At 67.4% G+C, this 21,405-nt stretch carries 21 protein-coding genes; 13 read left to right on the top strand and 8 right to left on the bottom strand.

All coding sequences use genetic code 11. From position 1 onward, the window contains the following. Positions 1 to 24: 24 nt before the first annotated feature. Positions 25 to 366 carry a DMT family protein gene (locus HMPREF2924_RS09570; RefSeq protein WP_003087393.1) on the top strand — a complete coding sequence of 114 codons (342 nt, stop codon included), beginning with the start codon at positions 25 to 27 and terminating at the stop codon, positions 364 to 366. A gap of 6 nt (positions 367 to 372) precedes the next feature. On the opposite strand, the gene HMPREF2924_RS09565 is transcribed toward HMPREF2924_RS09570, so the two are convergent. Continuing rightward, entirely contained in the window at positions 373 to 1,239 is an 867-nt protein-coding gene (locus tag HMPREF2924_RS09565; RefSeq protein WP_003132935.1) for an NAD(P)-dependent oxidoreductase, read from the bottom strand. Positions 1,240 to 1,342: 103 nt separating this feature from the next. Between HMPREF2924_RS09565 and HMPREF2924_RS09560 the strand changes: the two genes are divergently transcribed. Beyond that, the gene (locus HMPREF2924_RS09560) at positions 1,343 to 1,894 is read left to right on the top strand and encodes a 3'-5' exonuclease (RefSeq protein ID WP_003087377.1); all 552 of its coding nucleotides are present in this window, start codon (positions 1,343 to 1,345) and stop codon (positions 1,892 to 1,894) included. Positions 1,895 to 1,988: 94 nt separating this feature from the next. Continuing rightward, positions 1,989 to 2,270, top strand: a complete 282-nt coding sequence (locus tag HMPREF2924_RS09555; protein ID WP_003087375.1) for a pyrimidine/purine nucleoside phosphorylase — start codon at positions 1,989 to 1,991, stop codon at positions 2,268 to 2,270. Between the two features lie 112 nt (positions 2,271 to 2,382). On the opposite strand, the gene HMPREF2924_RS09550 is transcribed toward HMPREF2924_RS09555, so the two are convergent. Further along, on the bottom strand, positions 2,383 to 2,979 hold the full coding sequence (locus HMPREF2924_RS09550; protein WP_003087371.1) for a DUF1287 domain-containing protein: 597 nt from the start codon (positions 2,977 to 2,979) through the stop codon (positions 2,383 to 2,385). Positions 2,980 to 2,988: 9 nt separating this feature from the next. After that, positions 2,989 to 4,134: an ATP-NAD kinase family protein gene (locus HMPREF2924_RS09545; RefSeq protein WP_003132940.1), complete on the bottom strand. Its 1,146-nt coding sequence runs from the start codon at positions 4,132 to 4,134 to the stop codon at positions 2,989 to 2,991. Between the two features lie 209 nt (positions 4,135 to 4,343). Here HMPREF2924_RS09545 and HMPREF2924_RS09540 point away from each other — a divergent pair, with 209 nt between their 5' ends. Then, positions 4,344 to 4,523 carry a PA1571 family protein gene (locus HMPREF2924_RS09540; protein ID WP_003087367.1) on the top strand — a complete coding sequence of 60 codons (180 nt, stop codon included), beginning with the start codon at positions 4,344 to 4,346 and terminating at the stop codon, positions 4,521 to 4,523. Positions 4,524 to 4,591: 68 nt separating this feature from the next. Here the strand turns inward: HMPREF2924_RS09540 and HMPREF2924_RS09535 are convergent, their stop codons facing one another. Continuing rightward, positions 4,592 to 5,473, bottom strand: a complete 882-nt coding sequence (locus tag HMPREF2924_RS09535) for a LysR substrate-binding domain-containing protein (RefSeq protein ID WP_003132941.1) — start codon at positions 5,471 to 5,473, stop codon at positions 4,592 to 4,594. Positions 5,474 to 5,850: 377 nt separating this feature from the next. On the opposite strand from HMPREF2924_RS09535, the gene HMPREF2924_RS09530 reads away from it, so the two are divergent. The 6 genes from HMPREF2924_RS09530 to HMPREF2924_RS09510 all read left to right on the top strand — a co-directional run bounded on the left by HMPREF2924_RS09530 (position 5,851) and on the right by HMPREF2924_RS09510 (position 12,239). Next, on the top strand, positions 5,851 to 7,212 hold the full coding sequence (locus HMPREF2924_RS09530; protein WP_003132942.1) for an MFS transporter: 1,362 nt from the start codon (positions 5,851 to 5,853) through the stop codon (positions 7,210 to 7,212). Between the two features lie 52 nt (positions 7,213 to 7,264). Next, the gene (locus HMPREF2924_RS09525) at positions 7,265 to 7,618 is read left to right on the top strand and encodes a RidA family protein (protein ID WP_003087359.1); all 354 of its coding nucleotides are present in this window, start codon (positions 7,265 to 7,267) and stop codon (positions 7,616 to 7,618) included. A 10-nt stretch (positions 7,619 to 7,628) separates the two neighbouring features. Next, a complete protein-coding gene (locus HMPREF2924_RS09520; RefSeq protein ID WP_003132943.1) occupies positions 7,629 to 9,026 on the top strand; it encodes an FAD-dependent oxidoreductase in 1,398 nt (465 codons plus the stop codon). Between the two features lie 151 nt (positions 9,027 to 9,177). Continuing rightward, the gene (locus HMPREF2924_RS34185) at positions 9,178 to 9,366 is read left to right on the top strand and encodes a hypothetical protein (RefSeq protein ID WP_011666714.1); all 189 of its coding nucleotides are present in this window, start codon (positions 9,178 to 9,180) and stop codon (positions 9,364 to 9,366) included. Positions 9,367 to 9,493: 127 nt separating this feature from the next. Continuing rightward, a complete protein-coding gene (locus HMPREF2924_RS09515; RefSeq protein ID WP_023094784.1) occupies positions 9,494 to 10,858 on the top strand; it encodes a glutamine synthetase family protein in 1,365 nt (454 codons plus the stop codon). A 70-nt stretch (positions 10,859 to 10,928) separates the two neighbouring features. Beyond that, a complete protein-coding gene (locus HMPREF2924_RS09510) occupies positions 10,929 to 12,239 on the top strand; it encodes an NAD(P)/FAD-dependent oxidoreductase (RefSeq protein WP_003132950.1) in 1,311 nt (436 codons plus the stop codon). Positions 12,240 to 12,270: 31 nt separating this feature from the next. Here the strand turns inward: HMPREF2924_RS09510 and tusA are convergent, their stop codons facing one another. Continuing rightward, the gene (gene tusA, locus HMPREF2924_RS09505) at positions 12,271 to 12,510 is read right to left on the bottom strand and encodes a sulfurtransferase TusA (RefSeq protein WP_003105999.1); all 240 of its coding nucleotides are present in this window, start codon (positions 12,508 to 12,510) and stop codon (positions 12,271 to 12,273) included. Positions 12,511 to 12,594: 84 nt separating this feature from the next. Continuing rightward, positions 12,595 to 13,653, bottom strand: coding sequence for a 23S rRNA (cytidine(2498)-2'-O)-methyltransferase RlmM (gene rlmM / locus HMPREF2924_RS09500; RefSeq protein ID WP_003087345.1), 1,059 nt, complete (start codon positions 13,651 to 13,653; stop codon positions 12,595 to 12,597). 326 nt (positions 13,654 to 13,979) lie between these two features. On the opposite strand from rlmM, the gene acnA reads away from it, so the two are divergent. Both acnA and HMPREF2924_RS09490 read left to right on the top strand, forming a co-directional pair. Further along, positions 13,980 to 16,712 (top strand): aconitate hydratase AcnA, encoded by a 2,733-nt coding sequence (gene acnA / locus HMPREF2924_RS09495; protein ID WP_003132952.1) that lies wholly within the window; start codon positions 13,980 to 13,982, stop codon positions 16,710 to 16,712. 372 nt (positions 16,713 to 17,084) lie between these two features. Beyond that, positions 17,085 to 18,650, top strand: a complete 1,566-nt coding sequence (locus tag HMPREF2924_RS09490) for a methyl-accepting chemotaxis protein (RefSeq protein ID WP_003087330.1) — start codon at positions 17,085 to 17,087, stop codon at positions 18,648 to 18,650. A 37-nt stretch (positions 18,651 to 18,687) separates the two neighbouring features. Here the strand turns inward: HMPREF2924_RS09490 and cprA are convergent, their stop codons facing one another. Together cprA and HMPREF2924_RS09480 are read right to left on the bottom strand one after the other, a co-directional pair. Next, a complete protein-coding gene (gene cprA, locus HMPREF2924_RS09485; protein ID WP_003087328.1) occupies positions 18,688 to 19,845 on the bottom strand; it encodes a cationic peptide resistance protein CprA in 1,158 nt (385 codons plus the stop codon). 88 nt (positions 19,846 to 19,933) lie between these two features. Continuing rightward, positions 19,934 to 20,566, bottom strand: coding sequence for an alpha/beta hydrolase family protein (locus HMPREF2924_RS09480; protein ID WP_003132953.1), 633 nt, complete (start codon positions 20,564 to 20,566; stop codon positions 19,934 to 19,936). 186 nt (positions 20,567 to 20,752) lie between these two features. Here HMPREF2924_RS09480 and HMPREF2924_RS09475 point away from each other — a divergent pair. Then, on the top strand, positions 20,753 to 21,405 hold a 653-nt coding region (locus tag HMPREF2924_RS09475; RefSeq protein ID WP_171949107.1), incomplete at its 3' end, for a cbb3-type cytochrome c oxidase subunit I.

The raw sequence follows: 21,405 nt of genomic DNA, 5'->3' as shown, positions 1-21,405 counted from the left end.
CCAGCCCTCCGGAGCCCATCCATCATGCCTGTCTGGCTGCAAACCGCCTTGTTGCTAGCCTGCTCCAACCTGTTCATGACCTTCGCCTGGTATGGCCACCTGAAGACCCTCAACAGCAAGCCCTGGATCATCGCCGCCCTGATCAGCTGGGGTATCGCGCTGTTCGAATACCTGCTGCAGGTGCCGGCCAACCGCATCGGCTACACCGAACTCTCGGTCGGCCAACTGAAGATCATGCAGGAAGTCATCACCCTGGCGGTCTTCGTCCCGTTCAGCGTCTACTTCATGCAGCAGCCGCTGAAACTGGACTACCTCTGGGCCGGCCTGTGCCTGCTCGGCGCGGTGTACTTCATCTTCCGCGCCTGAGCCGCGTCACGAACGTAGCCGGGCGATCAGGCTGGAGGTATCCCAACGACCGCCGCCCATCGCCTGCACTTCGGCGTAGAACTGGTCGACCAGCGCCGTGACCGGCAACTGCGCGCCGTTGCGTCGCGCCTCGGCGAGCAGGATCGACAGGTCCTTGCGCATCCAGTCCACGGCGAAGCCGAAGTCGAACTCTCCGGCCAGCATGCTCTGGTGGCGGTTTTCCAGTTGCCAGGACTGGGCCGCGCCCTTGCCGATCACCTGCATCGCCGCCTCGCCGTCGAGACCGGCGCACTGGGCGAAGTGCAGCGCCTCGGCCAAGCCCTGGAGCAGCCCCGCGACGCAGATCTGGTTGACCATCTTGGTCAATTGCCCGCTACCCACGTCGCCCATTCGCCGGACCATCCGCGCATAGCTGCGCAGCAGCGGTTCGGCGCGTCGATAGAAGGCCTCCTCGCCACCGACCATCACCGTCAGGGCGCCGTTGACCGCGCCCGCCTGGCCGCCGGAGACCGGCGCGTCGAGAAAGCCCAGCTCACGCTCGGCAGCCAGCAGCGACAGCTCGCGGGCGACTTCCGCCGAAGCGGTGGTGTGGTCGACGAACAGGCTGCCCGGCGCCATTCCGGCGAAGGCGCCCTGCTCGCCCAGCGCCACGGCACGCAGGTCGTCGTCGTTACCGACGCAGCAGAACACCAGTTCGGCGCCGGCACAGGCCTCGCGCGGCGTATCGGCGTATCGTCCGGCGTACTCCTCGACCCAGCGCAGCGCCTTGGCCGACGAGCGATTGTAGACGCAGACGCGATAGCCCTCGCGCTGCAGGTGCCCGGCCATCGGGTAGCCCATCGTGCCCAGGCCGAGAAATGCGACCGCAGTCATTCCGTCATCTCCTCGAAATCCGATCCCGCAGCCTAGCACAGCGGTTTGCCGAGGTCCGGAAGCCCCGCCATACTCAGCGCGGACCCTGGTATGGATAGCTCCGATGCCTCACTGGCTGGTAATCGATCTGGAGGCCACTACCGCGGAAGGCGGCTGGCCCCTGGAGGAAATGGAAATCATCGAGATCGGCGCCACCCTGGTCGCCGCCGCGGACGCCCGCGAACTGGACCACTTCCAGCGTTTCGTACGACCGGTCAGGCGGCCGCTGCTGACCCACTTCTGCCGCGACCTCACGCATATCAGCCAGGCCAACGTCGATGGCGCCGCCCATCTCGACACGGTCTGGGAAGCCTTCGAGCGCTGGCTCGCCCAGCATCGTCCGCGACTGGCCGGCTGGGCCAGCTGGGGCGACTACGACCGCCGCCAGCTGGAGCAGGAGTGGCGCCAGCACGGGCTGACCAGCCAGCTCAGCGAAGTGCCGCACGTCAATCTCAAGCAACGCTTCGGCGAAGTCCGCCAACTGCCCCGCCCGGTCGGCCTGAACGCGGCCCTGCAACTGGCCGGGATGAGTTTCCAGGGCCAGCAGCACCGCGCCCTGGAGGATGCCCGCAATACCGCACGGCTGCTGCCGCTGGTATTGCCGGTGGAGCATTGAACGAGGCCCGCGCCGCCTAGTGACGCCTTTCCGAGGCTTGGGCATACTGGCGGGCCTTTTCAAACCCGCCTGTTCACCCCTTCAGGAGAAGCCCATGTTCAAGGTCAACGAATACTTCGACGGCACCGTCAAATCCATCGCCTTCGACATGACCGCCGGCCCGGCCACCATCGGCGTGATGGCGGCAGGCGAATACGAATTCGGCACCAGCCAGCTGGAGATCATGCATGTGGTCGCCGGCGCGCTGACGGTCAAGCTGCCGGGCAGCGACGAGTGGCAGGAATACGCCAGCGGCAGCCAGTTCACCGTCCCGGCGAACAGCAAGTTCCAGCTCAAGGTCGCCCAGGACACCGCCTACCTCTGCGAATACCGCTGAGCCCGGGCAGACAGGAAAACCGGCCGCAGGCCGGTTTTTTCTTGGCCGCCGTCCAGCGGCGGCGGAGGGATCGGTACGCTCATCCGCCGCTGGAGCGGCTTGCCTAGCCCATTCAGCCCTGCGGGAAGCGGTAGTGGCCGATGACCTGGTAGCGGAACAGCAGGTCCTCTTCCCGCACGCCGGCACCGATGTTGTGCAACACCAGCGGCCTGCCCTCCAGCCTGCGATCGGAAAGCACGCCGATATGCAGCAGGCCGTTGTCCAGGCGCCAGGCGACGATGTCTCCGGCCCGGTAGGCGGAGGCGTCGCGGCTCGGCGTCAGTGCCAGGCCCTGGCGGCTGAACCAGGTCATCAGGTTCGGTACGCGGCGGTGATCGATGTTGCGGTCGGTGCCTTTCATCCCCCATTGCTGCGGGTAGGCCGCGAAGTGGCGACGCATGTCCTCGTGCACCGCCTTCTGCAGGTCCAGCCCCTGTCCACGCAGCGCACGGACCACCACGTCGGTGCAGACCCCGGTCTGCAGCGGCACGTCGCCGCCCGGATAGTCCAGTTGCCGGTAGGCCGGGTCGTAGCCCAGGGTTACGCCCACCTGGGCACGCGCCGCATCCACCAGTCGCTGCGGTTCGACCGCAGCGGCCGCCGCCAGCGGCAGTCCGAGCATGGCGAGCAGCAACAGGCGGCGCAGCGCGCCGGATACGTCCTTGTCCATCCTTTCCTCCTAGGCGCCCGCGGGCGCGTCCTGGTCCTTCCCGTATCCCAGCGGATACAGCAGTTCTTCCTTGTAGCCGGCCCAGACCCGGATGGCGTCCGGGAAGCTGTCGTCCAGCACCGGGTCGCCGCTGTCGACCAGCAACGGGCGGCCCCCGAGGGTCCCCAGCTTGCGCTTGGTGGCGACCACCCGCATGCGCTCCAGGCCGATGGCGCGCAACACCCGGGGACTGATCTGCTGGTTGCCGCGACCGATCACGTGGCCCTGGCCGCCGATGGCGGTGACCAGCAGGAACGCCGGATGACCGTCCACCAGTTCGAACAGCCGCGCCTCGTCGACGTCGCGGGCGAGCACCGCGCCATTCTCCAGCACGTCGACGCCCAGCAGGGTGGTTTCCAGGCCGAGGTTGCGCGCCAGGCCATGCAGGGTCGAGCCCGGTCCGAGCACATAACGCACGCCGTCTTCCCAGCTTTCCGCCAGCCAATCGGCGAGGTCCACCAGCACCAGTTCCTCGGACTCCATCCCTGCCTGCTTCACGTGCTGCATGAAGTGGCCCTCCTCCGGCACAGTCATCTCGCCGTACCAACGCGCGGCGACGCGGCCGGCGCGCAGCGCCTCTTCGTCGAGGTCGCGCACCTCGCCGCTGGCCAGGCGCACCAGGCCGCCCTCGACCAGGCGCCTGGCCAATTCGCCGGCCGCGCGCGGACTGATGGCATAGACCCCGGAGTGGATCTTCACCCCGGCCGGAATGCCGAGCACCGGCTGTTGCTCGCGCACCACCCCGGCAACATCCCGTGCTGTGCCATCACCACCGGCGAACAGGATCAGGGCGACACCGGCCTCCTGCAAACGCTCGACCGCCAACCGGGTATCCGCCGCGCTGCTGACCGCTCCCTGCCACTCGCCGAGCAGGCGATGGCGGAAGCCCATGCGCTCGAGCAACTCGCCGCCCATGGCCCCGGGAAAGGTCAGGAACTCGATCTTCTCGACCAGCGGCAACAGGCACTCCAGGGCTATCCGGGTGCGCTCCAGCGCACGTGGTTCGGCGCCTCTGGCCAGGGCCTCGGCAGCCACCCCGTCGCTGCCCTTCAAGGCGACCGGGCCACCCAGCCCGGCCAGGGGATTGACCACCAATCCCAGGCGAAACATGTCCATACTCATCCTCGGGCGAACTCCAGGGCGCCCACACCGGTCGGACCACTATAACCAGAAAAACCCAGCGGTAGCCGGCAAGCTGGCACGCCGGCTGCAAGATTGCTATGGTCCATGGCTTTCGCGTTGGAGCGGCACGACATCCGCCGTTTGTCACGGCGGTTTCATCTGCGCTCCCTAGACTGCCGATAAACCTGATGAGGAGACGGGCAATGAATTCGCAACACACCGATACCGCCAAGCGCCGCGTGATCCCCTTCAATACGCAGCAGCACAGCGGTGGCGCCATCATCGACGCCCAGGGCCGGGAAATCCCGATCACCGAGGTGATGATCCAGCGCGCCTGCCGCGAGCTGGACAGGTCCCTGGAGCAGGAACAGAAGCAGGCCTGAGTGCCCGCCAGCACGACTTCGAAGCCCGGCATCCGCCGGGCTTTTTTTCGCTTGCGCGAAGCCGCGCCCTAGCTCGGCGCCGACAGGTCCTCGCCGACCAGGTCGAGGAAGGTCTCGACGATCCGCCGCGAGCGCTGTTCGCGCAGGCACACCAGGGTCTCGGTCAGGCGTCGCTGGCAATCGACGATGGGCAGCGCATGGACCCGCGTGTCGGCGCCGAACTCCGCGGCCGACACCACCCCCACGCCGATCCCCGCCACCACCGCCTCGCGCGAGGCCTCGCGGCCCTCGACCTGGATCGCCGGGCGGATCCGCAGGCCGGCGCGGCTCATCTCCTCCTCCAGGGTCTGGCGGGTCACCGAGCCCTGCTCGCGCAGCACCAGCGGCATGTCGTCGAGATCGGCGAGGCGGATCGACTCGCGCCCGGCCCACGGATGGCTGAGCGAAACGAAGGCGACGATCGGATCGTTGCGCAGGGTCAGCGAAAGCAACCGCTCGTCGCTGACGTCCCGGCCCAACAGGGCCAGGTCGGCCTGGTAGCTGAACAGTCGCTGCAGAGACTCGTCGGTATTGCCGGTCTCCACCCGCACCGCGATGCCCGGATAGCGCTCGCAGAAACGCGCGATCTGCGGCAATACGTGCACCGGCGCATCCACCGCCAGGGTCAGGGTGCCGGTCTGCAGGGCGCTGGAGGCGGACAACAGCTCCTCCGCCTCGGCCTCGATCGCGAACAGCCGCTGGGTCACCGCGAGCAGGCGCTCGCCCAGTTCGCTCAGGCGCACCGAGCGCTTGTTACGGTGGAACAGCAGCACGCCGTAACGCTCCTCCAGCTTGCGCACCTGGTCGGAAACCGCCGGCTGGGTGAGAAACAGGCGCTCGGCGGCGCGCGTGAAGCTGCCGTACACGGCGACTGCATGGAAAGCCTTCAACTGCGCATGGGATACCGACATGGACCTTCACCACTCCAGGCAGGACAAGGGGTTCCGCGCCATGGGCGGCGCACACGGGGATGACCGTTCGGTCAACTTCCTCGACCCACGCCGCGCCAGGCCTACGGACAAACAAGTAAAACTTATATTTAAAATTTGATAAATCGATTTCATTTATTTATCCGGAATTGTTTCCATCGCTTCACCACAGCGCGCCAGCGCCTCGGCAGCCAGCCCCTGCCTGGGCATCCGCAACCCTTACCCAGGAGGTGAAGCCGACTCCAGATCCCTCTGACCAAGCACCGCGACATGGCGGTGCGGAAGTGCTCATCAGAACAACAACAAGGCGTGTTCCCCTCACACCTGCCGGCACCGATAACAAGATCGAGGTCAGAACCATGAATCAACGTCCCGGGACGGCGCTGCCGTCCTCTCCCGTGTCCAGCTTCCAGCGCTGGCGCCTGCAGATATTCGCGATCACCTGGCTGGCCTACGCCGCCTTCTATTTCACCCGCAAGGCCTTTTCCGTCGCCAAGCTCGGCATCGCCGAAGATCCGGGCTTCCAGTTGGACAAGATGGCGATGGCCGATCTCGACGCCATCTACCTCGCCGCCTATGCCGTCGGCCAGTTCACCTGGGGCGTGCTGGCCGACCGCTTCGGCCCGCGCATCGTGGTGTTCGGCGGCCTGCTGATCTCCGCACTGGCCGCGGTGGTCATGGGCACCTTCGCCACCCTGCCGATCTTCGCCACTTGCATGGTGGTCCAGGGACTGGCGCAGTCCACCGGCTGGTCGGGGCTGTGCAAGAACATCGGCAGTTTCTTCGCCACCCACGAACGCGGTCGGGTGCTCGGCCTGTGGAGCACCTGCTACGCCTTCGGCGGACTGGTCGCCTCGCCGTTCGCCGGCTGGTGGGCGTACAGCGTGTTCGGTACCTGGCACGCGGCGTTCTACTCCAGCGCCGCGGTGGTCGGCGGCGTGGCCCTGCTGTTCCTGTTGTTGCAGCGCAACCGCCCGGAGGACGTCGGCCATCCACCCGTCGAACCGCAGGTCGCGAGCGAGGCCGTGCGCTATGCCGGCTTCAGGCCGGAAGGCGGCAACGGCGGCAGCCTGCAGGTACTCGCCAAGGTGGTGCGCAACCGCACGGTGCTCTGCCTCGGCCTGGCCTACTTCCTGCTCAAGCCGGCGCGCTACGCGATCCTCCTGTGGGGACCGGTGATCGTCTACGAACGCATGCCGGCGCTCGGCAAGGTCGGCGCGGCGATCGTTCCCACCGCCTTCGAGGTAGCCGGCCTGCTCGGCCCGATCCTGATCGGCTTCGCCTCGGACAAGCTGTTCGGCGCACGGCGCATGCCGGCCTGCGTGATCAGCCTGCTGGCGCTGACCGTCTGCCTGGCGCTGTTCGTCCCGGCGATGACCACCGGCAGCATTCCGATAGTGGTCGGCCTGCTGTTCATGATGGGACTGACCCTGTACGGCCCGGACTCGATGATCTGCGGCTCCGCCGCCATCGACTTCGGCACCGGCGAGGCCGCCGGCACCGCCTCCGGCTTCGTCAATGGCTGCGGTTCGGTGGGCGCGATCCTCGGTGGCCTGCTGCCCGGCTATTTCGACACCTACACGGTGTTCATCGGCTTCACCGTCGCCGCCCTGATCGCCACCGCGGTGCTCCTCCCGCACTGGAACAGCCGACCCGACGGTGTTGTGAAAGGCCACAGGAACATCCCCAGCCTGGGGGACTTCCGCCCGATCCGCTCCTGACTCCGGCGCGCCCGCCGCGCCACCAGCGTCTTTTCAAGCCAGGGAAACCCTCATGCATATCGAACGCTTCGAAGTCGTCAAACGCCGGGCCGAAATGGCCCTGCACGGCAACACCCTCTACATCGGCGGCCAGGTCGCCGACGATCCCAGCGGTGACATCCAGGACCAGACCCGCCAGGTCCTGGAGAACATCGACCGGCTGCTCCAGAGCGTCGGCAGCGACCGCGGCCAGGTGCTCTCGGTACGCATCCTGCTCGCCCACCGCGAGGACTACGCCGGTCTCAACCAGGTCTGGGACCAGTGGTTTCCCGAAGGCCGGGCGCCGACCCGCGCCTGCAGCCTGGCCGAGCTGATCGACCCGCGCTGGCGGGTGGAAATGATCGTCGTCGCCGCCCGTCCGCAGTGAGAGCACAGCCATGACCTTCCGACCCTTCTGGCTGGACCAGGCCCTACGCTCCGAACATGCGGCCCCCTGCCCGCCGCTGGCCGGCGATACCCGCGCCGACCTGTGCATCGTCGGCGGCGGCTACACCGGCCTGTGGACCGCCATCATGCTCAAGGAGCACAATCCCGGGCTCGACGTGGTGCTGGTCGAGGCCGACCTCTGCGGCGCCGGCGCCAGCGGCCGCAACGGCGGCTGCGCGCTGTCCTGGTCGGCCAAGTTCTTCACCCTGGAACGGCTGTTCGGGCTCACCGAGGCGATCCGCCTGGTCAAGGCCTCCGAGGACAGCATCCGGGCCATCGGCGCCTTCTGCCAGCGCTACGACGTCGAGGCCGACTACCGGCTGGACGGCACCCTCTATACCGCCACCAACCCGGCCCAGGTCGGCAGCACCGACAGCGTGATCGCCGCCCTGGAACGCCATGGCATCAACTCCTTCGTCAAGCGCCCGCTGGCCGACGTGCAACGCCTGGCCGGCTCGCGCCGGCACCTGGAAGGCTGGTTCTCGCCGGCTGCCGCGACGGTGCAGCCAGGCAAGCTGGTTCGCGGCCTGCGCCGGGTCGCCCTGCAACTGGGGGTACGCCTGTACGAAGGTACGCCGATGCGAGGACTGGAGCACGGCCGCCCGGCGGAAGTGGTCACCCCCCACGGGCGGGTCGTCGCCGACCGCGTGGTGCTGGCGCTGAACGCCTGGATGGCGAGGGCCTTCCCGCAATTCGAACGCAGCGTGGCGATCGTCTCCAGCGACATGCTCATCACCGAGCCACGACCGGACCTGCTGCAGGAGATCGGCCTGACCAGCGGGGTCAGCGTGCTCGACTCGCGGATCTTCGTGCATTACTACCACAACACCCCGGACGGCCGGCTGATGCTCGGCAAGGGCGGCAACACCTTCGCCTACGGCGGACGCATGCTGCCGGTGTTCGACCGCCCCTCACCGTATCTCGGGCAACTACGCGGCAGTTTGCGGGAGTTCTTCCCCGAGTTCGCCGAGGTCGCCATCGAGGCCAGCTGGAACGGTCCATCGGATCGCTCGGTGACCGGCCTGCCGTTCTTCGGCCGGCTCGACGGCCGCGACAATGTGTTCTACGGCTTCGGCTACTCCGGCAGCGGCGTCGGCCCATGCCACATGGGCGGGCAGATCCTTTCTTCGCTGGCGCTCGGCCTGGACAATCCCTGGACCCGTTCGCCGCTGACCCAGGGACCGCTCGGTCGCTTCCCGCCGGAGCCGATCCGCTATGTCGGTTCGCTGATGGTGCGCAACGCGATCCGCCGCAAGGAGCGCGCCGAAGACGTCGGACGGCGCCCGCGTCATCTCGACGTACGCCTGGCCAGGTTCGCCGCCGCCGCGGGCAAGGCCGACAAGGGTTGAGCCGCTTTCCGGGCGCCTCTTCAGCCCACTCGGGGGTGCCCTTCTTTTTCCTTCGGTTTCGATTTCGCTCAAGCAAAGGTCGTAAAAAGCGCATTTAATTCACCCGTCAGCCTGTGCGAGGCTGTTCCAACCCCTGGCCCAGTTTTCCTTCATGCACCTACCGACGACGCGCACCCTGCCCTACCAGCCTTCCGCCAACCCGGCCGGAACGCCCGCGCGTCTACCCCGCAAGCACAGCCGCTGGCTGGAACTGGAGCCGCTCGCCCTCCCTCTCGAACTGGCCTTCTGGGCGCTCTGGCATTGCCGCCACGCGCGTCCGCCGGACGCTCGTCACGCCTGATTTCCCTCCGGCCCCGCGCAACGGCGGGGCCGGCCTGCCGCTTGCATGCCGTTCCGCGACGCTGCCGTCGCCGGAGCGCCGCTGCGAGCGTCGCGACGCTACCGGACAAGACCGACAAGAGAGCCCCATGAACTTCGCCTGCGAACAAGAAGCCCAGGATTTCCTGGCCGCCAATCCCGATATCGAACTCTTCGAACTGTTCATCCTCGACGCCAATGGCGTGCCGCGCGGCAAGCTGCTGCACCGCGACGAACTGCTGGCCGTCTACCGCAGCGGCCGGCCGCTGCCGAGCACCATCCTGGGGCTGACGATGAACGGCGAGGATGTCGAGGACTCCGGCCTGGTCTGGGACGTCGGCGACATCGACTGCCGCGCCTACCCCCTGTCCGGCAGCCTGGTGCGCCTGCCCTGGCGGCAGATCCCGACGGCGGCGGTGCAGGTCAGCATGCACCCGAGCGAGGGCCTGCCCGCCAGCGTCGCCGATCCGCGCCACCTCCTGGTGCGCACCATCGACGCGCTGAAGAGCGAGGGCTATCACCCGGTGATGGCCGCCGAGCTGGAGTTCTACCTGCTCGACCGTCAGCGCGACGCCAACGGCCGCCCGCAACCGGCTCGCGACGCCGATGGCGGCCGCCCGCGGGCGACCCAGGTCTACGGCCTGCGCGAACTGGAGCAGATCGAGCCGTTCCTCGCCGACCTCTATGCCGCCTGCAAGGCACAGGGCCTGCCGGCACGCACGGCGATCTCGGAATACGCCCCGGGCCAGGTGGAAATCACCCTCGACCACGGTGACGCCCTAGTCGCCATGGACCAGGCGATCCGCTACAAGCGCCTGGTCAAGGGCGTCGCGCACAAGCACGGAATGCTCGCCTGTTTCATGGCCAAGCCGTTCGACGACCTGGCCGGCACCGGCATGCACCTGCACGTCAGCCTGGCCGACGAACAAGGCCACAACCTGTTCACCAGCGACGACCCCGCCGGCACGCCGTTGCTGCGCCAGGCGGTCGGCGGCATGCTCGCCAGCCTGCTCGACTCGCTCCTGCTGTTCTGTCCCAACGCCAACTCCTACCGGCGCTTCCAGGCCAACAGCTACGCGCCGCTGGCGCAGACCTGGGGCGTCGACAACCGCACCGTGAGCCTGCGCGTGCCGGGCGGCCCGGCCTCCAGTCGGCATATCGAGCACCGCATCTGCGGCGCCGACGCCAACCCCTACCTGGCCGCCGCGGCGCTTCTCGCCGGGGTCCACCGCGGCATCCGCGAAGGCATCGATCCGGGCGCGCCGGTGGAGGGCAATGGCTACGCCCAGGCCGGCAAGCGCCTGCCCACCGACTGGCTGACCGCCCTCGACGCCCTGCAAGGCTCCGAGTGGGCGCGGGAAGCCTTCGGCGAGCCGTTCCTCGGCGTCTACCTGGCGGTGAAGCGCGCGGAATACCGGCAATTCATGGGCGAGGTCGGCGAGCAGGACTGGCGCTGGTACCTGACCCAGGCCTGAGCCACCCCGGACCCGCCCGCATACGGCGGCGCGCCGGCAGGACGCGCCGCACTGGAACAAGGAATACCCGATGAACGCAGCAATCCATCCCCGTCCGGCCGCGGAACGCGCGCCGTCCTACTACGCCGCCACGCTCAACGAGGAAACCGACTATCCGACCCTGCTGGGCGCGGTGACGGTCGACATCGCCATCATCGGCGGCGGCTTCACCGGCGTCGCCACGGCGGTCGAACTGGCCGAGCGTGGCTACAAGGTGGCCCTGGTCGAGACCCATCGCATCGGCTGGGGCGCCAGCGGGCGCAACGGCGGCCAGGTCACCGGCAGCCTGTCCGGCGACGCGGCGATGCACAAGCAGATGCGCCAGTGGCTGGGCGCCGAGGTCGAGGACTTCATCTGGCACCTGCGCTGGCGCGGCCACGAGATCATCCGCCAGCGGGTGGAGAAGTACGGCATCGCCTGCGACCTCCGCCATGGCCACCTGCACGCGGCGATGAAGGCCAGCCACATGGGCGAGCTGCAGGCCTCCTACGAGGAGGCGGTGCGCCGCGGCATGGGCGACCAGGTGCTCCTGCTGGACAAGGCCGGCGTCCAGGCCCACCTGGAGACCGAGCTGTACTGCGGCGCGCTGAAGAACACCCGCAACATGCACCTGCACCCGCTCAACCTGTGCATCGGCGAGGCCAGGGCGGCGGCCGGCCTCGGCGCGCTGATCTTCGAACATTCCGAGGTCCTGGATATCGTCCACGGCCCGCGGCCGGCGGTGATCACCCGCGAGGGAAGGATCGAGGCGCAGCAGATCCTGCTTGCCGGCGATGTCTACCACAAGCTCGAACGCAGGCAGCTCAAGGGCATGATCTTCCCGGCCATGGGCGGAATCGTCACCACCCGCCCGCTGGGCGAGCTGGCACGGGAGATCAACCCGCAGGGGCTGGCGGTCTACGATTGCCGCTTCGTCCTCGATTACTACCGCCCCACCGCCGACGGCCGCCTGCTGTTCGGCGGCGGCGCCAACTACTCGGGCCGCGACTCGCGGGACATCGCCGCCGAGCTGCGGCCATGCATCGAGCGCACCTTCCCGCGCCTGAAGGGCGTGGAGATCGAGTTCCAGTGGAGCTGCGCCATGGGCATCGTGATGAACCGGATCCCCCAGCTCGGCAAGCTCTCCGACAACGTCTGGTACTGCCAGGGCTACTCGGGGCATGGCGTGGCCACCAGCCACATCATGGGCGAGATCATGGCCAAGGCGATGAGCGGGAGCCTGGAGCAGTTCGACACCTTCGCCCGTTGCAAGCACCTCAAGGTGCCGCTGGGCGACCTCTTCGGCAATCCGATGCTGGCCGCCGGGATGTGGTACTACCAGCTCATGGAGAAGCTGCGCTGAAGCGCGTGGGATGGCGGGGTCCGCGGAAGGCCTAGTCGGCCTTCTTGCGGATCCAGTAGAGATAGGTGCCCGCCTCTTCCTGCTGCTCGACCAGCTCGTGACCGAGGAACACGCAGAACTTGGGGATGTCGCGGCGGGTCGAGGGATCGGTGGCGATCACCTTGAGCAGGCCGCCGGGCGCCAGGTCGCGGACCTTGTTGTGCAGCATCATCACCGGCTCGGGACAGTTCAGGCCGGTGGCGTCGAGAATGGCGTCGACAGAATGGGTCATCGGGAAACTCCGCAACAGAATCCGCGCATTGTCGCGCATGCGGCGCGGCCGGTCACCTGTCCCCGGCCGGAATGCCGCCGCCCCTCAGCGTTCGAGGCGGCGTAGATGGCAGGTCACTTCCTCGCGGTCGTGATACAGCTGCTTGCAGCCGATCGCTACCTTCAGGCCGCGCGCGTCGAAGCTCTCGCGCAGGCGCTGGAGGATCTTGCGCACCTCGGCGTAGCGCTGCTTCATCGGCAGCTTGAGGTTGACCACCGCCTCGCGGCAAAGCCCTTCGCCGATCCAGGTCTCGATCAACGCACCGGTGCGTGCCGGCTTCTCGACGATGTCGCAGACCATCCAGTCGACCCGCTGGCGCGGGCGGTACTGGTAGCCGTCGACCTTCTGGTGGTCGACCAGCCCGGAATACATCAGGTTCTCCGCCATCGGCCCGTTGTCCACGGCGGTCACCCGCATCTCCCGGTTAACCAGTTGCCAGGTCCAGCCGCCCGGCGCCGCACCGAGGTCCACGGCGAGCATGTCCGGCGCCAGGCGCTTGTCCCATTCGCTGCGCGGGATGAACTGGTGCCAGGCTTCCTCCAGCTTCAGCGTCGAACGGCTCGGCGCCTCGCGGGGAAACTTCAGGCGCGGGATGCCCATCGGCCAGAGCGCGCTGTTGCGCGGCTCGGCGAGGCCGACGAAGACTTCCCGGCCGGAGCGGAAGGTCAGCAGCAGGCGCGGCAGCGCCGGGTCCTCCTGCAACCGCCCGGCCTTCACCAGCGCGGCGCGCAGCGGTTTCTCGAACTTGCGGCAGAAGGTCGAGACCTCCTTGCCGGCATTGGTGTCCAGCACCTCCAGCCAGAGGCTGCCGCAGACCGGATAACTCGCCAGTTCCGCCAGCAGCACCTCGATGCGCTGGCTTTCCGGCAATTCGATGAAGCCGGGTCCGCGCGCCCACTGGCGCGGGAAGATCAAGTCGGCGAAACGCAGGCGGCGCATCAGGCGCTCGGCGCCGTCGGCGTCCTGGCAGACGAACTCGACGTGGGCGCTGGCCGGCTTGCTCTTGGCGTAGCCGGGAATCTCGAGAGTGGCTGCATGCTCGGCGATTTCGGCGCAGACTTCACCTTCGAAGCCTGGCCGGCAGTGCATCAACAGGGTATTCATGGGGTTGTCTCCTTGGCCGCGCACTATAGTGCCGGGCATGCCTCAAGGGAACTGCAGCGACCGTTCGTCGGTCCAGTGTATATGGCAGGAGCCCTCGAGCCGGTCTAGCTTGAAGGTTTCGAACAACGCTATCCCAAAGTCTGACTCTCGCCAGCGGCCGGTACCGATGGGATCGGGCCACCGCGCATTACCGAGGTAACGGCACCCTGGCGTCCGCGGACGCCGCGGGTCCCGGGCGAAGCCAGGCACTATCGGCTCGACGACGGGCCTGGCGTCAGGACGAGGCCAGGCCCGCCGCCCCCGGGCCCGCCGTGAGGAAATCAGAAATGCCTGCTTTGGACAGCCTGAAAACCCTTCGCAGTCTCGCTGTGGACGGCAAGACCTACCACTACTACAGCCTCCCGGAAGCCGCCCGGACCCTGGGCGATCTCGGCAAGTTGCCGATGTCGCTGAAGGTCCTGCTGGAAAACCTCCTGCGCTGGGAGGACGGCAGCACCGTCACCGGCGACGACCTCAAGGCCCTCGCCGGCTGGCTCAGGGAGCGCCGTTCCGACCGCGAGATCCAGTACCGCCCGGCGCGGGTCCTGATGCAGGACTTCACCGGGGTGCCCGCGGTGGTCGACCTGGCCGCCATGCGCGCGGCCATGGCCAAGGCCGGCGGCGACCCGCAGAAGATCAACCCGCTGTCGCCGGTGGACCTGGTCATCGACCACTCGGTGATGGTCGACAAGTTCGCCAGCGAATCGGCCTTCGAACAGAACGTCGAGATCGAGATGCAGCGCAACGGCGAACGCTACGCCTTCCTGCGCTGGGGCCAGAACGCCTTCGACAACTTCAGCGTGGTACCGCCGGGCACCGGCATCTGCCACCAGGTCAACCTGGAGTACCTGGGCCGCACGGTCTGGACCAAGGACGAGGATGGCAGGACCTACGCCTTCCCCGACACCCTGGTCGGCACCGACTCCCACACCACCATGATCAACGGCCTCGGCGTGCTCGGCTGGGGCGTCGGCGGCATCGAGGCGGAAGCCGCCATGCTCGGCCAGCCGGTATCGATGCTGATCCCCGAGGTCATCGGCTTCAAGCTCACCGGCAAGCTGCGCGAGGGCATCACCGCCACCGACCTGGTGCTGACCGTCACGCAGATGCTGCGCAAGAAGGGCGTGGTGGGGAAATTCGTCGAGTTCTACGGCGACGGCCTGGCCGACCTGCCCCTGGCGGACCGCGCCACCATCGCCAACATGGCCCCGGAATACGGCGCCACCTGCGGCTTCTTCCCGGTGGACGAGATCACCCTCGGCTACCTGCGCCTGTCCGGGCGTCCGGAAAGCACGGTCAAGCTGGTCGAGGCCTATAGCAAGGAACAGGGCCTGTGGCGCGAGAAGGGCCACGAGCCGGTGTTCACCGACACCCTGCACCTGGACATGGGCGAAGTCGAGGCCAGTCTGGCCGGACCGAAGCGCCCGCAGGACCGCGTGGCCCTGCAGAACGTCGCCAGCGCCTTCAACGAGTTCCTCGGCCTGCAACTGCATCCCTCCAGCACCGAAGAAGGCCGCCTGCTCAGCGAGGGCGGCGGCGGCACCGCGGTCGGCGCCAACGCCGCCTTCGGCGAGATCGACTACCAGCACGACGGCCAGACCCACCGCCTGAAGAACGGCGCGGTGGTGATCGCCGCCATCACCTCCTGCACCAACACCTCCAACCCCAGCGTGATGATGGCCGCCGGCCTGCTGGCGAAGAAGGCGGTGGAGAAAGGCCTGCAACGCAAGCCCTGGGTGAAGAGTTCGCTGGCGCCGGGCTCCAAGGTGGTCACCGACTACTTCAAGGCCGCCGGCCTGACCCGCTACCTCGACGAACTCGGCTTCGACCTGGTCGGCTACGGCTGCACCACCTGCATCGGCAACTCCGGCCCGCTGCTGGAGCCGATCGAGAAAGCCATCCAGCAGGCCGACCTGACCGTCGCCTCGGTACTCTCCGGCAACCGCAACTTCGAAGGCCGCGTGCACCCGTTGGTGAAGACCAACTGGCTGGCCTCGCCGCCGCTGGTGGTGGCCTACGCCCTGGCCGGCAGCGTGCGGATCAACCTCAGCGAGGAACCGCTGGGCACCGGCAAGGACGGCCAGCCGGTCTACCTGAAGGACATCTGGCCGAGCCAGAAGGAAATCGCCGAGGCGATCCAGAAGGTCGACACCGAGATGTTCCACAAGGAGTACGCCGAGGTCTTCGCCGGCGACGAGAAATGGCAGGCGATCCAGGTGCCGCAGTCGGACACCTACGAGTGGCAGGCCGACTCCACCTACATCCAGCATCCACCCTTCTTCGAACACATCGCCGAGGCGCCGCCGGCCATCGCCGACGTCGAGCAGGCGCGGGTGCTGGCGGTGCTGGGCGACTCGGTGACCACCGACCACATCTCCCCCGCCGGCAACATCAAGGCCGACAGCCCGGCCGGCCGCTACCTGCGCGAGCACGGCGTGGAACCGAAGGACTTCAACTCCTACGGCTCCCGTCGCGGCAACCATGAGGTGATGATGCGCGGCACCTTCGCCAACATCCGCATCAAGAACGAGATGCTCGGCGGCGAGGAAGGCGGCAATACCCTGTACGTGCCCAGCGGCGAGAAACTGGCGATCTACGACGCGGCCATGCGCTACCAGCAGGACGGCACCCCGCTGGTGATCGTCGCCGGCAAGGAATACGGCACCGGCTCGTCGCGCGACTGGGCGGCCAAGGGTACCAACCTGCTGGGCGTGAAGGCGGTGATCGCGGAGAGCTTCGAGCGCATCCACCGCTCCAACCTGGTCGGCATGGGCGTGCTGCCGTTGCAGTTCGAGAACGGCCAGGACCGCAAGAGCCTGAAGCTGACCGGCAAGGAGGTGCTGAACATCCGCGGCCTCGGCGGCGAACTCAAGCCGCACATGCCGCTCAGCGTGGAAGTGACCCGCGAGGACGGCAGCCAGGACAGCTTCAAGGTCCTTTGCCGCATCGACACCCTCAACGAGGTCGAGTACTTCAAGGCCGGCGGCATCCTCCACTACGTGCTGCGCAGCATGCTCTGAGGCAGCGGCGGTACGCGCGGAGGGGTGGCTTCGGCCACCCCTTTTTCATTCCGGCGCCCGGGGCGGCGGGCGCTTCGCAGGGCGAACAACGCCCCTGCGTCATCCGCCGATACCCCGCAGTACCGGCGAATGGCCGCCTCGCGCTTATCCGCCAGGCCCCTCCCCAGCCCATGCGCGCCGCCGGGAATGACACGAAACCGTAACGTATTGACCTCCATCAGCGAATCCGCCATCTATCCGACCACGTGGTCGGTTCTCATGCTTTGGGTCAATAGCTATCTGTTTTTCCTCGTGAAAGCATTCACAAATCCCTCATGTGAAAGGCGTTTTCGCCGATGCAGAGGTAAATGCTTCACTTGTTTTGGAAGGCCCATGCGCAACAATCAACCGATCACCCAGCACGAGCGCGTCTATCCGGCGGAGCAACGCCTGATCACCACCACCAATCTCAAAGGCATCATTACCTACTGCAATGAAGCCTTCATCGACATCAGCGGCTTCAGTCGCGAGGAGCTGATGTCCGCGCCGCACAATCTGATCCGTCACCCCGACGTCCCGCCGGCGGTGTTCGCCCACATGTGGACCACCCTCAAAGCCGGCCGCCCGTGGATGGGGATCGTCAAGAACCGCTGCAAGAACGGCGACCACTACTGGGTCAGCGCCTATGTCACGCCGATCTACGACCAGGGCGCGGTGGTCGGCTACGAGTCGGTGCGGGTCAAGCCGACCGCCGAACAGATCCAGCGCGCCGAGGCCCTCTACCGTCGCCTCGGCGCCGGCAAGCCGGCGATCCCCCGGCGCGACCGCTGGCTGCCGGTACTGCTCGATTGGCTGCCGTTCATCCTGATCAGCCAGATCGGCTTCCTCATCGGTATCTGGCTGAACTCCTGGTGGGGCTTCATCCTCGCCGGCCTGCTCGCCGTTCCGCTCGGCCTGGCCGGACTGCGCTGGCAGAAGCGCGGGCTGAAGCGCCTGATGCGGCTCGCCGAACAGACCACCTCCGACCCGCTGATCGCGCAGATGTACACCGACAGCCGCGGCGACCAGGCGCGCCTGGAAATGGCCATCCTCAGCCAGGACGCGCGTCTGAAGACCTGCCTGACGCGCCTGCAGGACACCGCCGAATACCTCACCGAACAGGCGCGCCAGGCCGACACCCTGGCCCACCACAGCTCCGCCGGTCTGGAACAGCAGCGCGCAGAGACCGAACAGGTGGCCACCGCGGTCAACGAGATGGCCGCCACCACCCAGGAAGTGGCGAACAATGTCCAGTTGACCGCCGACGCCACACAGAAGGCCAACGAACTGACCTCGCGCGGCCGCGACATCGCCGCGGAGACGCGCAACGCCATCCAGCGCCTGTCGGAGTCGGTGGGCGAGACCGGGGCCGCGGTGAGTCGCCTGGCCCAGGACAGCAACGAGATCGGCGGTGTGGTCGATGTGATCAAGGGCATCGCCGACCAGACCAACCTGCTCGCCCTCAACGCCGCCATCGAGGCGGCGCGGGCCGGCGACCAGGGGCGCGGCTTCGCCGTGGTAGCCGACGAAGTGCGCTCGCTGGCGCAACGCACCGCGGCCTCCACCGAGCAGATCCACCATCTGATCGCCAAGTTGCAGAACACCGCCAACGATGCGGTGCATACCATGGAGAGCGGCCTGCAGCAGGCCGAAGCAGGGGTCCAGCGGGTGCTGGAAGCCGACAGCGCGCTGGTCGGCATCAGCGAGGCGGTCAGCAACATCACCGAGATGACCACCCAGATCGCCGCCGCCGCGGAAGAACAGAGCGCGGTGGCCGAGGAAATCAACCGCAACATCAGCACCATCGCCGCCCTGGCCGAGCAGACCTCCGACGAGGCGCTGCGCACGGCGAAACTGAGCGAGGAACTGACCACCACCGCGCAGAGCCAGTATTCCCTGGTCGAGCGCTTCAACCGCTGAGATCAGGCCGCGGGGAGGAAGCTCCCCGCGCCTGCCGTCACTTGAAGTCCCATTGCATCTGCGCCGGGATGCTCACCGCGCTGGACGACTGCACGCAGACGTCGAGGTAGTCGGTGAAGCGCGGTGGCGCGGAGATCCCCTCCTCAAGCAGACGGCTGTTGTCGAACAGGTAGTTGAGGTCGGCAAAGCCGCTGTACAAGCGCAACGCGCGCAGGACCAGACGCGGATTGGCCGGGCCGATGCGCGACTCGAAGCTCTTCGCCAGTTCCTTGAGGTCGTCCACCTCCACCTTGCGGTAGCGCTCGCCTACCGGCGCCGCCCCGTTGGCGCGGGCGAAGGCCTCGTCGATCTCGCCGAAGGTGCAGGCCGCGCGATGGCCGGCGGAGATATGGTAGAGGCTGTGCCCCAGGCACGGCTTCAGCGCCAGGCCGATCAGCGCCTCGGCGCAGTAGTCGACCGGGATCACGTCGATCTGCTCGTCCAGGCCGCAGGTGAAGCTTTCCAGGGCGAAGCCCATGCGGAAGACCCAGAAGATGCTGCCGGAGGCCTGGCAGCCAAGGGTACGGTGGCCCACCACGATGGATGGCCGCGCCACCACCAGGGGCAGGCCCGGCAGTTCCTCGCGCATACGCCGCTCGATTTCCGCCTTGGACGCGGTGTAGTCCACCAGTTGCTGCTCCGCCGCCGGGAATTCCCAGGACTCGCTGATCGGCGACTCTCGCTGCGGTCCGCAGCACATCGCGGTACCGACGTGGAGGAAACGCTTCAGTCGCTTCGAACGGCTCAGCACGTCGGCGAAGGCGAAAGTGCCGTCGACGTTGACCGGCCAGATGGTCGGGTTCTTCGAGAACGACGCTACGGCGGCGCAATTGATCACCCGCTCCACCTGCATCAGGCGCGGCGTCTCGCGGGCCAGCCAGGAGGTGTCGAGGAAATCGCCGCAGAGGATCTGCTCCGCCCGCAGTGCCAGGCAGTCGGCTTCGTCGACGCCATGCATCAGCAGGTTGCCGCGCAGGCGTTCGAGCCCCTGCTGGCGGGACTCGGCGCGGACCAGGAAGGACAGGTTGGCGCCGTGCCCGGCGGCGATCAGCTGGGCGGCGACCGAACCGCCGAGAAAGCCGGTGGCCCCCGTCAGCAGGATGCGTTCGCGGGTATCGATAGCGGTGATCTGCTCACCGTCGGCATGCATGTTCATGTCTTCCCCCCTCAGAGAAGTCAGTCGCCCACGCCTCGATGCGAGGGTGGTTGCGCCGCAGCTTATGAGGGGATGCCTTAAGGAACCGTTAATGGCCCTGGAGCCCGCGAAGGAAGCCGGCCACCTCCCGCGCCGTTGCCGCCAGGTGCTGCTCGTGGGTCAGGCCGGAGGCCTTCAGCGGCTTGAGGTCGTGGTCCGCCGCGGCCAGCCAGTGCAGGCGGATCGTCGGCGCCAGCGCATATCCCCCCACCGCCTCGCGGTTGCCCAGGGCGTCGCGCTCGCCCTGGACGATCAGGGTCGGCGTGCGCAGCCCGGCGAGGTGCGCGACCCGCGGCTTCTCCGGCTTGCCGGCGGCGTAGAACGGGTAGCCGAGGCAGACCAGGGCATCCGCGCCCAGCTCGTCGGCCAGCAGGCTGGCCATGCGCCCGCCCATCGACTTGCCGCCCAGGGCCAAGGGCCCGTCCAGGGTCTCGCGGACCTGCGCATGGACCCGCCGCCAGCAGTCGAGCAACTGCGCCTGCGGATTCGGCGGACGCTTGCGGCCGTCCTCGCGGCGCTGGGCCATGTAGGGAAACTCGAAGCGCGCGACGGCGATGCCCTGGGCCGCGAGCAGTTCGGCGATGCGCTCCATGAACGGGCTGTCCATCGGCGCCCCGGCACCATGGGCGAGAATCAGGGTGGCCGACAGCGAGCCGGCCGGGCGGTTCCATTTCAGCGACAACTTGCCACACCTCGTATGCAGTGGGGGTCGGGAAGCCAATTGATCCCGATCAATATTTCATAACGGCCCATTATCCATGCTTCCTCTCGCTAATTACGCCAATTAGACCAGCCCCAATGGGGGGACGCCCGGCATCCCAACTGCCGGAAAAGCCATAGCGTATAACCGTGGATGGAAGCCCATAGCATGAGCACCACTAACCCAGAGTCCGCCTATAACTACAAGGTGGTCCGCCAATTCGCCATCATGACCGTGGTCTGGGGCATCGTCGGCATGACCGTCGGTGTCCTGATCGCCGCCCAGTTGGTATGGCCCGACCTGAACTTCGGCTTGCCGTGGACGAGCTTCGGCCGCCTGCGCCCGCTGCACACCAACGCGGTGATCTTCGCCTTCGGCGGTTGCGCGCTGTTCGCCACCAGCTACTACGCGGTGCAGCGCACCTGCCAGGTGCGACTGTTCTCCGACACCCTCGCCTCCTTCACCTTCTGGGGCTGGCAACTGGTGATCCTGCTGGCCGCCATCAGCCTGCCGCTGGGCTACACCTCGTCCAAGGAGTACGCCGAGCTGGAGTGGCCGATCGACATCCTGATCACGGTGGTCTGGGTCGCCTACGCGGTGGTGTTCTTCGGCACCCTGGTCAAGCGCAAGGTCAAGCACATCTATGTGGGCAACTGGTTCTTCGGCGGGTTCATCCTCACCGTCGCCATGCTCCACGTGGTGAACAACCTCGAGCTGCCGGTGACCTTCACCAAGTCCTACTCGCTGTACGCCGGCGCCACCGACGCCATGGTCCAGTGGTGGTACGGGCACAACGCCGTGGGCTTCTTCCTCACCGCCGG

This window comes from Pseudomonas sp. HMSC063H08, assembly GCF_001813645.1.
GTDB lineage: Bacteria > Pseudomonadota > Gammaproteobacteria > Pseudomonadales > Pseudomonadaceae > Pseudomonas > Pseudomonas aeruginosa.
This window is presented reverse-complemented; position numbering and strand designations above follow the sequence as displayed.